Source organism: Vibrio sp. V42_P2S4T144 (assembly GCF_009904715.1).
GTDB lineage: Bacteria > Pseudomonadota > Gammaproteobacteria > Enterobacterales > Vibrionaceae > Vibrio > Vibrio alginolyticus.
In genome coordinates this window covers 41,147-53,707 of the sequence record NZ_WXWS01000155.1, presented here as the reverse complement: position 1 = coordinate 53,707, position 12,561 = coordinate 41,147, and the positions used below count along the sequence as shown (strand labels likewise).

Sequence of the window (12,561 nt, the reverse complement as noted above, 5' to 3'; positions counted from 1 at the left end):
GGGGCTTCTGATGAACATGCCAGCGCAAAGCCTTGACGTGAAATCTGAAGTTGTCCGCCTTTCCTCTGAAGGTCTGACGGTGGAGGCGATTGCCTTCACGCTTGGCTTGTCTCCATTGTCCGTTAAAGGCTTCTTGAAAAAGCCTGTGACAATTTGGACCGAAGAAGAAAAGCGAACCCTTGAGAAAAGCGCAGGGAAAATGAGTGCTGACGACATTGCTTGTTTAGTGGGTAAAACCAAAAAGCAGGTACAGGCCAAAGCGCAACGCATGGGTATTTCATTGGCGTTTAAGAATGCCAAGCCGAAGCCATGGACCTTAAATGATGAACGTTTCATCCAGCGTAATGCAGGCGTTATCTCTGGTGTTGAGATAGCCAAGCAGTTGGGCCGAAAGGTTGAGCATGTATATCGAAAAGCCTATCTGATGGGTGTGTCTCTCCATGTCTTAGGAGAAAACAGCCACGCAGCAATCTACCCCGACCATGAAATTGAGTTGTGCCGCCAGTTAGCCGACGAAGGGTTAAAGGCGCCAACAATCGCTAAGAAAATGGAAATGAGCCGTAGCTTTGTTCATCAAGTGATCAAGCACGAGCGCAGGACCTACAGATAATCACACAAAGAAGGAAACCCAATGAGTATTTCATTGAATGCAGTTGCTCTACACCAGCTGGTCAAAAATGAACAAGACGAGCTGACTGTTCACTATGGTAATCACCATCTACCTATCCAGCCGGCCTATGAGGCCCTTGTTGAAGAGCTTCACCGTGCTTACTCGGGGAAAACCAAAGGCTACGGACAGTTTCAGTCTGATAGCGAGTTCAAGCAGTGGCTGATTGATAGCCGCAAGGGTGAAACCCCTTTCTATGATTTCTCAAAGACTGGCGCCGCTCGTCTCAAAGAAGAGCTGAGCAAATACCCGTTTGCTGATGAAGGCACGCTGATCTTTGCTGAGTATCAATCCCTTGCAACGGACTACCTGCTGATCGGCTTGGTGTCTTCAAACTCAGGTATGACCGTCATGGATAACCTGAGCCTGAGCGCTACCGCCTATTTGGATATTGCCAAAATGGATCTGGCCGCTGTAGTTGACCTCTCAACATTTGAAACCGATCCGGCATCAAACCGCTACCTGTCATTCATCAAGGGGCGCGTGGGCCGCAAGGTGTCTGATTTCTTCCTTGATTTCCTGCAGGCAGAAGTAGGTTTTGATGCAAAACAGCAAAACCAAGTGCTGATGCAGGCGGTTGAAGACTTTTGCGCGGACGCAAAGCTTGAACGCGAAGAAAAGATCTCACTCAAGAAACAGGTTCATGACTACTGCAATGACCAGAAGAAAGCCGGTGAAGAGATCAGCGTTAAAGAGTTGTCAGGCGAGTTGCCAGAGTTTGACGGTGAAGTGGGTTCCTTTAGCCGCTACACCCAAGAGCAAGGCTATGAGCTGGAAGATAGCTTTCCTGTTGATGCCGGCTGCGTTCGTAAGCTTACAAAGTTCGTGGGTGCTGGTGGTGGTATCAATCTGACGTTTGACGCTCTGCTGCTGGGTGAGCGCGTGTTCTACGATGCGGAAACCGACACTCTGACTATCAAGGGAACACCGCCGAACCTGCGTGATCAGTTGACACGCCAAGGGGGTGCAAAATGAACCCACTATTCAACGCAAAGGGATCCCCAATCCCGCCACGCCCAAAACTTACCGATGAAATGAAGAAAGCCGGCGCACTAAAGGCAGCTCAAAGCGGTCACTTAACCCGTGTTGACGGAGATGAAGCGGTAGTGTTTGCCATTGATATCGCAAAACATTACCACTACGGCATTGACGCTTACGATTTAGCTAAAAAAATGGATACCTATGGCGGCTGGGACGTGGATTCGATGTTTGTTGATGATATGGAGCAAGTAGACGGTTATATCCAAGAGATCCATCGTGATGCAATTGAAAGTTGGGGCAAAGCCTATCAACCAGTACCGCCTTTTGAGCTTGGGACAGAGCTGGAAGCTTACTCGTTCTCAACGAATCGTCATGGAGGTGTGATCGATGGTATCTGTGAGCATACGCCAGCAATGTACTTGGTCAAAATGCACGATAGACCGGAAGATGATACTTCCCGCCGTCTAATTAAGTTCGAAGAAGCGAAGCTGCGCAAAGTGGCTGTTGGTGATGTGGTTGAGCCAATAAAACCTGACTATCAGCTGGCCAGTGGTTGCGGTCGCTACGATAGTGCCGTGGTCGTCTCTGTAGAACCCTTTGTTATTACCTCTCACGCTGCTGATATGCGTTGGCAATCAACCGTGAAGCGTGAGCAATTCAAAATCGTTGGCAAGGTAGAAGGTGAAGCACTGGAAGCCTGTATGAAGCGTTTGGAGGCTTAACCATGGCAAAAAAACTGACCAAATTGGATGCGGTCCGCCTATTTGAGCGAGCTACGGATCAAGAAAACCTCTGGGAACACTTGATGGACGATTTTTATGATGAAGATACCGACTCGTTTCCATCTATTTATGACGTCATGGTGGCCCTTGGGGTGAGCAAAGAAGAGTACATGCAGGCAACAAGTGCTCAGAATGTTGATTGGCCGGAAGAGACTAGCGCCCCAAGTGCTCTTATCAACACCTCTGTTGAAGTTAAAGGGCCGGTTGAATATGGCATGACACTGGCTGCTTACATGATTGCTGGTGCAGATGTGTGGCCGTGGCACAAGGGGTACAAACCTCTCGATACGGAAGAGTGTTCACACCACCTTTACGGTTGGGAAGAGTGCGGTTTCATGAAACATGCGGGTATTGCTGAATCAGCGTCTGGTGATTTCAAGTCTCCATTGGAATTAATCGAAGCAGTAAAACAGGGCAAGGGGGCTTAACCATGCACGATCCTATTTATATTGACCAAATGAGCTTGGTTAACGCCATCAATCAAGAGCTGTCTCGCCAATGCCCTGACATGCCATTTTGCCCGAGCATTTTTAATACTGCTATCAAAGCGGCCAACTTGGTTGTTGAAGAGTGTGCCCGAGAGCCGGTAAAGGTCAGAGAAGGTATGTCTATCTCTGAGTGGTTTGAATGTGATGATACGGGTACCAGCTCTAAATACATGGCCTATGTCATTGATGGCGGTACGACGCGCTTACCGATTCAGGGGTATTCCTACCCTCATGATGCTGATGACTTTGGTCGCTGCCTTCGCATGGTCCGAGCGCTTGGATTTGAGAAGAAAGTATTCCTGATGCTGACCACCGGTCATGAGTGGAGAGAGATAGCTTCTCACTGGGACGAGCTGGTGGCTCATTATGACAACGAAAACTGGGAAGAGCTTTACAGCTTCTTGTCCGGCTTGAGCAATCGCTAAGGAGTCGGAAGATGCAAAACAAAGTCGGGGCAGAATCAATCTGCCTCAACGATAAGCTGGAAGCCCTGATCGGCATTCTTCGCAAAGGAAAATACGAATTTGCTGATGAAAAGGTGTGCCAAGAGTACTTAGAAGAGCACTTCACCAACCTTGGGCTTCGCTTTGAGCGTGAATACCGCTTGTCTGATGGTCGCAGCATCATCGACTTTTTCTTTCCTAATTCCGGTATTGGGCTGGAAGTGAAAGCTTCCAAGGCGTGGAACAAGATGGGCGTTTACCGCCAGTGTGAGCGTTACTGCCTTAATCCGGAGGTAACAGGGCTGATTTTGGCGACCGCTAAGCCACAGGGCCTGCCAGAGCAAATCGAAGGCAAGCCGACGCGCTTCTATTACTTAGGGGAGAACGGTCTATGAGTAAGCTCGTGATTAACCGTACCTTTGGGGCGCTACGTCGCTCAGAATCGCGCTGGGAGCTGGTGGATATCGAGCCTCATGTTGCTATTCGCCTCAAGCAGTTGTTCCCGAAAATACCCAAACAGCAAGCCAAGCTTTTCTCTTTGCAGGACTCTCAGGAGGTTGCAGCGGATCTGCTTTGGTTTACCCAGCGTTATGCCCTGCAGGCGTCCGATAAAGATTTACGGTACCTGAAAAAACGCAGCCGTGAGTACCACAAGAAGCAGGAAGAGGCGCACGCTATCTTGCTGCCTGACTACACGCCGGCGGTACGGGCGGGGCTAATGCCTAACCAGTCTCTGCGTGATTATCAGCTGGTGGGGCTGGATCTGCTTGAGTCAGTTAAAAGACTGCTGGTTATTGATGATGTGGGTTTGGGTAAAACCTACCTTGGCTTAGGTGTTGGCCTGCTGCCTAACGCCTTGCCTTTGGTGATTGTTGTTGAGCCGCACTTGCAAGATCAGTGGTGTGAAAAAGCCGCTGAATTTATCAACCTGTCGGTCCATAAAGCGAAAGGCACCAAGCCGTACAAGCTGCCACAAGCTGATATCTATGTTTTCAAGTACAGCCAGCTTTCGCCATGGGTTGATGTGCTGTCCGCTGGCTGGGTAAAAGCCATTGTTTACGACGAGGTGCAGCAATTAAGACGAGGCGGAGAAAGCCAGCGCGGTATGGCGGCATCCGTTATTAATCAGAACGTCCCTATGGTTGTGGGTTTGACCGCAACGCTTATCTATAACTACGGGATTGAAGCCTTCAACATTTGCAACATGATTAAGCCGGAAGTGCTCGGAAGTCGTGACGAGTTCCTACGTGAATGGTGTACCCGTGATGCTGGCGTTGCCAACGATAAGGGCATTGTGGCGGATCCTGATGCGCTGGGTTCGTACCTGAGAGAATCAAGGGTGCTTATTCGCCGTACCAAGGCCGATGTTGGTCAGGTGGCGAAACAATTGGAGCCGCATATCGAGTGGGTGGCGCCAAACATGAAGAAAGTAGCAGATATGGAAGTGCTGGCTGAGCAGCTGGCCGTGAAAACGCTATCCGGCTCTTATGTGGAGCGAGGACAAGCGGCCCGAGACTTTGACCTCAAGATGCGAGAAATGACGGGGATAGCGAAAGCTCACAGCGTTGCGGCCTATGTTCGCATGTTCATTGAGTCTGGTACTCCTGTCGTTCTATTTGGTTGGCACAGAGGCGTTTATGACATTTGGGCCAAAGAGTTAGCCGATCTCAATCCGCTGTTTTACACCGGCTCTGAGAGCCAGACCCAGAAAGAGCGCAACAAGAAAGCCTTTATCAACGGTGAATCTGACCTTTTGATCATGAGTCTTCGCTCTGGTGCTGGTACCGATGGCATTCAGCACCGCTGCTCAACGGTAATTTTTGGTGAAGAGGATTGGAGTCCGCAGGTCATGACCCAGTGCATCGGTCGATTGGACCGTGACGGTCAGGAAGACTCTGTATTTGTGTTCCATGCGGTCACTCAGTACGGCAGTGATCCGGAAATGCTTTCTATCTTGGGTGTGAAATCTTCACAAGCACGAGGTATTCAAGACCCAGGTTCTAAAGTGGTTGGAAAGCAGGTGGACACGGACCGCATCAAGAAGCTGGCAGAGCATTATCTGGCAAGCCGTGGCGTGAAAGTGCCGGAGAAAGCGGAATCACTCAACGATGCAGACGTAGAGCTGCTTAGAGAAGTTATTTAGGGATTATTTATTATGGCAAGCACAATTATGCATGTACATATTCCGGTCGAAAGGCTTCTTTCTATGGAAGAGCAAGAGTTTAGCGAGACAGTAACGCATCCAGATGGCATGGAAGCGGCGAGAAAAGAGTTGAAGGAAATGCTTGATGAGGGGGTTACTTGTCTGGTGTTGGATTCGACTTGTGACAATAGAAACGCGGACGGCTCATGCGCTGGGCACCCTGAAGAAGACTAAGGATACGACGATGAAAGAAACATACCTCCCATTTACTGCAGATATGGTCAACGCGCTTTTAGATGGCCGCAAGCTTGTTACCCGTCGCCCTCTGGTTATTCCAGAGGGCTGGGAACTGCACGACCGCAAGCCTTCCAAAATCACCAGCTCTCACCCGAAAAAAGGCAAGTGGGGCGCGTTAATTCGTCGCGGAGTCGGGACCGACTTTCCTCAGTCAGATCTTGTTACGGCTCCTTGCTTTGTTGGTGATCTGGTCTGGGTTCGTGAAACTTGGGGTGTTGTGAACCATTCATTTGATGAAGACGGCAATATGGTTGAATGGACGCCAGATAGACCCGCTTTGCCAGTGAAAGAGCTGAAATATGGCAAGGGCTATTACACAGGGAGCGTTATTTATCGTGCCGATGGTGAAATGCGCTGGTGTAATGATTTTGAGGAAGAAATATCAGCATGGCATCCGTCAATTCACATGCCAAAGGCCGCAAGTCGAATTACATTGAAAGTGACTGACGTTCGTATTGAACGAGTGCAAGAGATTACTGAAGAGCAAGCCGTGCTTGAGGGAATGCCGACAGATGAAGAGTGCCAGCGTAAGGCGGTTGAATCTGGTTTGAGTTGGTACCAAAAGCCGGTTACTTGGTTCAAGAACTTATGGGATGGCCTTTACAACAATTGGAGTGATAACCCGTATGTCTGGGTTATTGAATTTGAGGCCGTCAATAAGAACGTTTCCGAGGTTGCCGAAGAGCTGAAACAACAGGAGAGCGCAGCATGAAAAACTACTTTGCAGAAATAATGAAGCTGGTTATGCGCCCTGATTACCGCTCAAGTAGTGCTGTCACTCAGGCGATGCATGAAGAGTTTGCAGACGCTCAGCTTGTTATCGGTGCTCAGGCTCAAATGGCTGAAAAGCTCAATCAATACCGTCAAAAAGGGCGCTATGGCTGGTGGAATGAAGAGGTTTGCACCATAGACGAGCTGTATTCTTACCGACAAAAGGCGCTTGATGACAACGATCATGCCAGCGTTCTGACATTTACCAGCATGATTGCCGCGAGAGAAGCGCATAAGGAATCATTGTGAACTACGGTCAATGTGTCCATTGCGGCAATGATGTCTATCAAAGCGATGAGCGTGTAAGCCTGTCATGGGGTGTGTCACACCTTGAATGTCATGAAGACTATCACGCCCAGTCTGAGCTTCTCATGAAGGAACTGGCTGAAGAAGAAAATGCCCGTTACAAGAGAGACTGTAAAGTCATTAGTCGCTTAAAGCGCACCCTTAAACCTAAGATTTGGCAAGCAATTGATTGGGCCATTTCTGAACACAGGTACCAAGACTTGAAGATTGTCGGTATTGATGAAGTTGCCGGCAGTAAAGAACGAGCAAGAGATTGGTATGGTGAGAGTGTTGCGGTTCGTTATATCTACGATGATACAAGCACTGACTACTGGGGCGACGGCTACGGTGGATTGATTTGGATACCTATCGGCAAGGCCCGTTATCTTCAAATGCACATATGGGGTTAGGTGACGACGTCACGTTAAAACACAACTCATACGATTAAAGACCAGCCAGAGCGCTGGTTTTTTTATGCCTGTATTTCACTGAAAAGCCCGATAAAAAAGCGAGACTGGCGCGTAATCACTGGTTTAGTGCTGCTTTGCGTAATCCCTTGTATTACGTGGGCTTGTCGCGCCTCAGTGAATCTATTGCATAGGAGGATTCGCGCTCTAGGCCGGCGCAGCTCAATAAAAACGTGTTGATGCGATAAATCCCCCGTCGAAACACACTACAGGCTCAGCTAACGCTGTCTTTTTGTTAATAAATCGGAGGGCTTATGCCTGAATCAATCAATCTCACCACGATGGGCGTGACCGCTCTGACTGGTATCGGTATGAAGTTGGTGTTGTTGTGCCTTGCTTTGGTGGTTATGACCATGATGCGCAAGGTTATTTTTGGTGAAGACGGGGTGAAAAATGACTGGATTGCGCAAGCTAAAGAAAAGGGCGATTACCGCTCTATTGCTATTTACCAGTGCGTTATGTTCGGCAGTACCTGCTTCCTCCTTGGCAGCGTCCTTTCCTGACACTTACGACACGCAGATCCGGAAGTCAGCAAAACGCTGGCTTCCGGCGTATGAGGCGGTCTATGGGATGGAGATTTTAAAGGCTCAGCTGTATCAGGAGAGCCTTCTCGACCCGCAGGCCGTCAGTTATGTCGGGGCGGCAGGATTGGGGCAGTTTATGCCTGCTACGTGGGCTGAAGTGTCCGCTCAGCTTGGTTTTGATGAGGTGTCGGTGCATAGCCCTGTTCACAACATCGAAGCTGCTGCGTACTACATGGCCGGCAGGCTGAATGTGTGGAAGTCCCCCCGCCCAATGTCGGACCGCTTATCGCTCGCTTGGGCCTGTTACAACGCTGGGTGTGGCTGGATCATCAAGGCTCAAAAGCTTTGTGGTAATCCCGCTCCCTACAAAGACATCATCCGGTGTCTTCCGCAGGTAACAGGGCATCACTCGAAAGAAACCAAAACCTATGTTGAGCGGATTTGGCGGTACTGGATGCAGATGAGGATGCTCAAATGAACCCTGTGTATGTCGCAGGTGGTCTCATTGGGGCTTTGTTACTGGGCGTCGTCGGCGTCCAGTACATCACCATCGACAACTTAGAGACCACCATTGAAACCAAAACGCAAGAGAATGCCCAGCTGGCGCAAACCAATGCCCAGTTTAAGCAGGACTTGCAAGAGTCCAACGAGCAAATCACTCAGATGGAGCAAGCGCGAGATCTTGAGCGGAAAATATCTGCAGATCGTGAGCGCGAACTTTCTAAGAGTAACAGTGAGTTAGGACGAAAACTCGCTCAACTTGAGAAGGAGAGTGGCAATGATGGGAAAGAGGCTGCGTGTTTGCGTACTCGGATGCCTGACAGTGTTATCCGGATGCTCGGCGGCGCCACCAAAAACAGTGACGGTGATTAAAACCGTTGTAGAGAAGCAGTATCCACCACCGGAATGGCTTAAAGACTGCCCTGATGCACCGCTGAGGGGTGACAGCTTTGAAGACGGTATCGCTCAGAGCGTTGAGCGGGAAGCGGTCATTAAAGCCTGTAACGTCGATAAACAGTCGCTTCGTGAATGGGTGGAAGGTGAGGGCGAACAGGATGACGGGGACTGAGTTTAAAGATTTTGTGGTGCCATTGATCACTGCCGTTCTGGGCGCTGGTTTTTGGAACTTCATGATTAAACGACAAGAAAAGCCACTTGATGATGCACGGGCCGATGAGGTCATGATTCAAGGGGCGACGTCTGTCGTGGAGTTGCAGCAAAAAGTAATGAACCAGTTGCAGGAGGACCTTGATAAGCGCGTCAAGACCATTGAAACCCTCTATTCAAAGCAGTTGGAAAATGAACGCATAGAGTGGGAGCGCGAGCGCAGTAAGTTGGAGAGCCAAGTTGCTGAAATGTCTCAGCGTTTAGCGAAATTGGAGAAGATAAACAAGAGGTTACTACAAGAGAACGAGTCACTAGCAAAGTGCGATCACTGTATTGCTGAAGCAGCGGCAGCACAGTAGTAGAGGTTAGCTATGGCTAGAAAGTCCACCTACGATTGGTCGAGTCTACTGGCGCTGTTATTTCAGCGCCAGAAGGACGATCCCAAGTACAAAAACAAAGACTTTGCACAGGATGAAGGGGTGCCGCTTGGCTCTCTCACCCGTGCGATTACCCAGTACCGCAAAGGTAAGATTGAAATATCGGGCAATGCCCCGATCGACCACGATAATGATCGTAATAACGATCTTAATAATGATCGTTTAAGCGATCGCAAAGCCAGTAAAACAACAACCAAAAAAGGCAACAAAACCAAGGCCAAACAACAAGTTAACACCAATAGCGATCACTCTGACGGGGAGCGCGCGCGCAATAGTGATCGATCGTTTTCCCAGTCTGGTGCAAAACGAAATAGGGGTGGGCAGGCTGGCAATTCCAACGCCAGAAAGCACGGGCTTTATGCTCGCCACCTGACGGATGAAATGGCGGAGGCGTATGAAACTGCGCTTTCTGCTGCTGGCGGTATTGATCATGAGTTGGCCTTAGCTCGCGCTAAGTTGGCTGAAGCTTTCCGGTTGAAGGGCGAACAGGAGTACATCGAGAAGCGAATTGCAGAAGAGCAGGCCAGAAAGGCAGAAGAAGCGGCCAACGAACCGCCGCCCCCTGCAGCGGATCCGGATGATGAAGGGTTTACGCCTAGCTTTCAAAAGCCAGACTACTTCAACCATGCAGCGATGCGTGCAGAAGCGTTTGAGGACAACATAGGTCCACTGGGTACCACGATAAAGATGAAGCGCGTGGACTGGGACGCTGTGATTGACCGCTGGATGGGCCGTGTTGCTAACTTGGAATCATTGCGTCAGAAGTTGTTGCAGGGCAGCACGCTATCTTACAGCGAGCAGCTGGCTATCAAGTCGACCGTCTTTAACCAGTTAGCAAATGAAGAGATTGACGCATTAACCGCAGGGCACATGCTCAGTGCGAATGGCTTAGACATTCCGCCTAACCTGCTGGCGCAGATCCGCTTTGAGCTGGGTGAAGGCGATGATGACGATTCCGAGCTACCAACGGGTGCAGTTACGCCTCAGATGGTGGAAGAGCGCGAGAAGCAGCTGCAGCTTGGTAATCAGCAAAGCTCTGAGGAGTTCTTGGCGGCGCGTATGGCTGAACTGGAAGCGCTAAACGCTGAGGATAGCCATGGCAGCTAGGAACAGAAGCCGCAAGAAGCATAAGCACGCTGCTATTACTCTGGATCCTCGTTATCTGGATTTTGCAGCGAGCTATCGCAGCCGGCCATTGGCGTTTATCTATGATGTTATCGGGATGGAGCCGTCGTTTCAGCAAATCGAAGTCATTAACGCCCTGACGCCTGTCGGGGCGCGTGTGTCTGTGGCGTCCGGTCACGGTACCGGTAAATCCCACCTGACCGCTGCATTGTGTTTGCACTTCATCATCACGCACCCTGAGTCTCTGTGCATGTTGACCGCAAACTCGCTGGATCAGGTAACAAACGTTGTCTTCTCGTACATCAAGCGTCTCTGGGTGAAGATCTGCCAGCGTCAGCCATGGTTAGAGCAGTACTTCATCATTACCGCGAAGTCTTTCTACGCCAAAGGCTACAAAGGTGTCTGGCAAATCTTTGGTAAAACCTGCTCTAAGGGCAATGAGGAAGGCTTGGCCGGTCAGCACCGTAGAGACTATATGGTTGTGGTCGATGAGGCGTCAGGCGTATCAGATCGAGCCTTTGAGGTGCTGCGTGGTGCATTGACCGAAGACAACAACAAAATGCTGCTCATTAGTCAGTTTACAAGGCCGACCGGTCACTTTGCTGACTCTCAAATGGAGCTGGCTGAGCAAGGGCTGTACACGGCTATCACGCTCAACAGTGAAATGAGTCCGTTTGTTAACCTCAAGTTTATCCGAGAGAAGCGCATCGAGTACGGTGGCGTGACTAGCCCTGAATACGGGATCCGTGTTCTGGGTGTTTGTCCTGATGATGCAAGTGGCTTCCTGATCTCCCGTAGTCTGGTTGATAAAGGCTTTGAGGCGGTTATTGAATTTGCTGATGAGTGGGGCTGGGTGGCTGTTGCCGACGTCGCCGGTGGTGAAGGTCGAGATAGTTCAGTCCTCAAGATTGGTAAGGTCTGTGGCTTTGGTAGTGAGCGACAGGTTGAAGTGGTGAAAGCGATTGAAGCGCCGGCAGATATGGACGGGGTTCAATTTGCTCGCTTTATTCACCAAGAAACGGCTGGTTACACCAATATTTCGGTTGGCATTGATGCGGACGGTTATGGTCTGACGACAGCGCAAGAGTGTGAAAAGCTGGGTGTGAACGTGACTCGTATCCACTGGGGCCGACCACCACACGCGAACTCAGTGAAGCAGCGTTTCCCGAAAGAGAAAGACTTTGCCTGTGTCATGGTCAAAGAAGCCTTGGGCACTGGCCGCTTGAAGCTGCATAGAGGTGAGACGAAACAGTTTGAGAAGAAACTGCAGAAACAGTTCGTCAAGATCCCGTATGAGTTTGACGAGTTGGGCCGCTGGCGTATCTTCTCCAAGAAGCAGCTGCGTAGTGAGGGTATCAAGTCTCCCGATATCTTTGATGCAACGGCGTTCTTCTGGTTGGTTGATTACATTCCTGCCGGCGAGCAAAGCGATGGTCAATCTGATAATGCTCTGGCGAAAGCAATGGCATTGCTGGGAGAGGAAGAGGCAAGCCCAGCGGATCAGGCTATCGCTGCGATTGAAAGCGGTGGTGTGGTTGAGTGTGAGGCTGATGATTACCCAGATGTCAGGGCCGCGATTCAGGCAGCTTGCAGTGACTGGATAGACGATGGACTGAATGAGTACGCACAGGTTGGCTTGATGGAGGTCGAACGACTGGACGAGTTCTTTAAGTTCTACAGGCGAGCATAGGCGGTTATCCCCAAATCAAGGGGATAACCCTGTGCAAAAAATACTCTTACACTTTACATAGGAACAATGGTCCTAATCGGCTAAATTACGGGCAATGGCTGCGCCATTGCATGGCTTAGCAGGGCGGCGAGGATAACAAGAAAATGTTGTAGTGCCAGCGCATTAGCGCCCGTACTATCCCTTTTGAAAGGTTATCCTTCTTTCAACTCGGTGTAAGACAAAGCCCGCTCCTGTGAGTGGGCTTTCTTATATCCAACATTTTTTTGTTGTGGTTAGGGTGATCGCAGACGCACTAAGATGAACGGGCATTGTTTGCAATGGCGTAGCTTCCCTTAGCTGCATACGGGGGTACGG

Annotated in this window: 18 protein-coding genes; all 18 read left to right on the top strand. The window is 50.0% G+C overall.

Annotation, left to right across the window (positions count from 1 at the left end; genetic code table 11):
- Window positions 1-10 precede the first annotated feature (10 nt).
- Window positions 11-610: a hypothetical protein gene (locus CAG68_RS05375; RefSeq protein ID WP_161440884.1), complete on the top strand. Its 600-nt coding sequence runs from the start codon at window positions 11-13 to the stop codon at window positions 608-610.
- A gap of 21 nt (window positions 611-631) precedes the next feature.
- Entirely contained in the window at window positions 632-1,642 is a 1,011-nt protein-coding gene (yejK, locus tag CAG68_RS05370) for a nucleoid-associated protein YejK (protein WP_161440883.1), read from the top strand.
- Entirely contained in the window at window positions 1,639-2,370 is a 732-nt protein-coding gene (locus CAG68_RS05365) for a hypothetical protein (RefSeq protein ID WP_161440882.1), read from the top strand. The genes yejK and CAG68_RS05365 overlap by 4 nt, the downstream gene beginning before the upstream one ends.
- A gap of 2 nt (window positions 2,371-2,372) precedes the next feature.
- Window positions 2,373-2,858, top strand: coding sequence for a hypothetical protein (locus CAG68_RS05360; RefSeq protein ID WP_161440881.1), 486 nt, complete (start codon window positions 2,373-2,375; stop codon window positions 2,856-2,858).
- A 2-nt stretch (window positions 2,859-2,860) separates the two neighbouring features.
- Window positions 2,861-3,343 carry a hypothetical protein gene (locus CAG68_RS05355; protein ID WP_140352487.1) on the top strand — a complete coding sequence of 161 codons (483 nt, stop codon included), beginning with the start codon at window positions 2,861-2,863 and terminating at the stop codon, window positions 3,341-3,343.
- 11 nt (window positions 3,344-3,354) lie between these two features.
- The gene (locus tag CAG68_RS05350) at window positions 3,355-3,756 is read left to right on the top strand and encodes a hypothetical protein (protein ID WP_046376538.1); all 402 of its coding nucleotides are present in this window, start codon (window positions 3,355-3,357) and stop codon (window positions 3,754-3,756) included.
- Window positions 3,753-5,504, top strand: coding sequence for an SNF2-related protein (locus CAG68_RS05345; protein WP_161440880.1), 1,752 nt, complete (start codon window positions 3,753-3,755; stop codon window positions 5,502-5,504). The genes CAG68_RS05350 and CAG68_RS05345 overlap by 4 nt, the downstream gene beginning before the upstream one ends.
- A gap of 12 nt (window positions 5,505-5,516) precedes the next feature.
- Window positions 5,517-5,738 carry a hypothetical protein gene (locus CAG68_RS05340; protein ID WP_161440879.1) on the top strand — a complete coding sequence of 74 codons (222 nt, stop codon included), beginning with the start codon at window positions 5,517-5,519 and terminating at the stop codon, window positions 5,736-5,738.
- Window positions 5,739-5,748: 10 nt separating this feature from the next.
- The gene (locus CAG68_RS05335) at window positions 5,749-6,513 is read left to right on the top strand and encodes a hypothetical protein (protein ID WP_020195229.1); all 765 of its coding nucleotides are present in this window, start codon (window positions 5,749-5,751) and stop codon (window positions 6,511-6,513) included.
- Complete coding sequence (locus CAG68_RS05330) at window positions 6,510-6,821, top strand: hypothetical protein (RefSeq protein ID WP_161440878.1); 312 nt, start codon at window positions 6,510-6,512, stop codon at window positions 6,819-6,821. Before CAG68_RS05335 ends, CAG68_RS05330 begins: the two co-directional genes overlap by 4 nt.
- Window positions 6,818-7,267 (top strand): hypothetical protein, encoded by a 450-nt coding sequence (locus tag CAG68_RS05325; protein WP_161440877.1) that lies wholly within the window; start codon window positions 6,818-6,820, stop codon window positions 7,265-7,267. The genes CAG68_RS05330 and CAG68_RS05325 overlap by 4 nt, the downstream gene beginning before the upstream one ends.
- 311 nt (window positions 7,268-7,578) lie before the next feature.
- Window positions 7,579-7,827: a hypothetical protein gene (locus CAG68_RS05320; RefSeq protein WP_012219902.1), complete on the top strand. Its 249-nt coding sequence runs from the start codon at window positions 7,579-7,581 to the stop codon at window positions 7,825-7,827.
- Between the two features lie 67 nt (window positions 7,828-7,894).
- Window positions 7,895-8,326 (top strand): transglycosylase SLT domain-containing protein, encoded by a 432-nt coding sequence (locus CAG68_RS05315; RefSeq protein WP_020195233.1) that lies wholly within the window; start codon window positions 7,895-7,897, stop codon window positions 8,324-8,326.
- Window positions 8,323-8,721: a hypothetical protein gene (locus CAG68_RS05310; RefSeq protein ID WP_161440876.1), complete on the top strand. Its 399-nt coding sequence runs from the start codon at window positions 8,323-8,325 to the stop codon at window positions 8,719-8,721. Before CAG68_RS05315 ends, CAG68_RS05310 begins: the two co-directional genes overlap by 4 nt.
- Window positions 8,714-8,917 carry an Rz1-like lysis system protein LysC gene (gene lysC / locus CAG68_RS05305; RefSeq protein ID WP_020195235.1) on the top strand — a complete coding sequence of 68 codons (204 nt, stop codon included), beginning with the start codon at window positions 8,714-8,716 and terminating at the stop codon, window positions 8,915-8,917. The genes CAG68_RS05310 and lysC overlap by 8 nt, the downstream gene beginning before the upstream one ends.
- Window positions 8,904-9,314, top strand: a complete 411-nt coding sequence (locus CAG68_RS05300) for a hypothetical protein (protein WP_161440875.1) — start codon at window positions 8,904-8,906, stop codon at window positions 9,312-9,314. The genes lysC and CAG68_RS05300 overlap by 14 nt, the downstream gene beginning before the upstream one ends.
- Window positions 9,315-9,326: 12 nt before the next feature.
- Window positions 9,327-10,499: a hypothetical protein gene (locus tag CAG68_RS22120; protein ID WP_202599853.1), complete on the top strand. Its 1,173-nt coding sequence runs from the start codon at window positions 9,327-9,329 to the stop codon at window positions 10,497-10,499.
- On the top strand, window positions 10,489-12,207 hold the full coding sequence (locus CAG68_RS05290; RefSeq protein ID WP_046376547.1) for a hypothetical protein: 1,719 nt from the start codon (window positions 10,489-10,491) through the stop codon (window positions 12,205-12,207). Before CAG68_RS22120 ends, CAG68_RS05290 begins: the two co-directional genes overlap by 11 nt.
- Window positions 12,208-12,561 lie beyond the last annotated feature (354 nt).

Excerpts from the sequence above, each read along its gene's own strand:
- CAG68_RS05375 (WP_161440884.1), top strand. The coding sequence starts at position 11 with ATGAACATGCCAGCGCAAAGCCTTGACGTGAAATCTGAAGTTGTCCGC.
- yejK (WP_161440883.1), top strand. The coding sequence starts at position 632 with ATGAGTATTTCATTGAATGCAGTTGCTCTACACCAGCTGGTCAAAAAT.
- CAG68_RS05365 (WP_161440882.1), top strand. The coding sequence starts at position 1,639 with ATGAACCCACTATTCAACGCAAAGGGATCCCCAATCCCGCCACGCCCA.
- CAG68_RS05360 (WP_161440881.1), top strand. The coding sequence starts at position 2,373 with ATGGCAAAAAAACTGACCAAATTGGATGCGGTCCGCCTATTTGAGCGA.
- CAG68_RS05355 (WP_140352487.1), top strand. The coding sequence starts at position 2,861 with ATGCACGATCCTATTTATATTGACCAAATGAGCTTGGTTAACGCCATC.
- CAG68_RS05350 (WP_046376538.1), top strand. The coding sequence starts at position 3,355 with ATGCAAAACAAAGTCGGGGCAGAATCAATCTGCCTCAACGATAAGCTG.
- CAG68_RS05345 (WP_161440880.1), top strand. The coding sequence starts at position 3,753 with ATGAGTAAGCTCGTGATTAACCGTACCTTTGGGGCGCTACGTCGCTCA.
- CAG68_RS05340 (WP_161440879.1), top strand. The coding sequence starts at position 5,517 with ATGGCAAGCACAATTATGCATGTACATATTCCGGTCGAAAGGCTTCTT.
- CAG68_RS05335 (WP_020195229.1), top strand. The coding sequence starts at position 5,749 with ATGAAAGAAACATACCTCCCATTTACTGCAGATATGGTCAACGCGCTT.
- CAG68_RS05330 (WP_161440878.1), top strand. The coding sequence starts at position 6,510 with ATGAAAAACTACTTTGCAGAAATAATGAAGCTGGTTATGCGCCCTGAT.
- CAG68_RS05320 (WP_012219902.1), top strand. The coding sequence starts at position 7,579 with ATGCCTGAATCAATCAATCTCACCACGATGGGCGTGACCGCTCTGACT.
- CAG68_RS05315 (WP_020195233.1), top strand. The coding sequence starts at position 7,895 with ATGGAGATTTTAAAGGCTCAGCTGTATCAGGAGAGCCTTCTCGACCCG.
- CAG68_RS05310 (WP_161440876.1), top strand. The coding sequence starts at position 8,323 with ATGAACCCTGTGTATGTCGCAGGTGGTCTCATTGGGGCTTTGTTACTG.
- CAG68_RS05300 (WP_161440875.1), top strand. The coding sequence starts at position 8,904 with ATGACGGGGACTGAGTTTAAAGATTTTGTGGTGCCATTGATCACTGCC.
- CAG68_RS22120 (WP_202599853.1), top strand. The coding sequence starts at position 9,327 with ATGGCTAGAAAGTCCACCTACGATTGGTCGAGTCTACTGGCGCTGTTA.
- CAG68_RS05290 (WP_046376547.1), top strand. The coding sequence starts at position 10,489 with ATGGCAGCTAGGAACAGAAGCCGCAAGAAGCATAAGCACGCTGCTATT.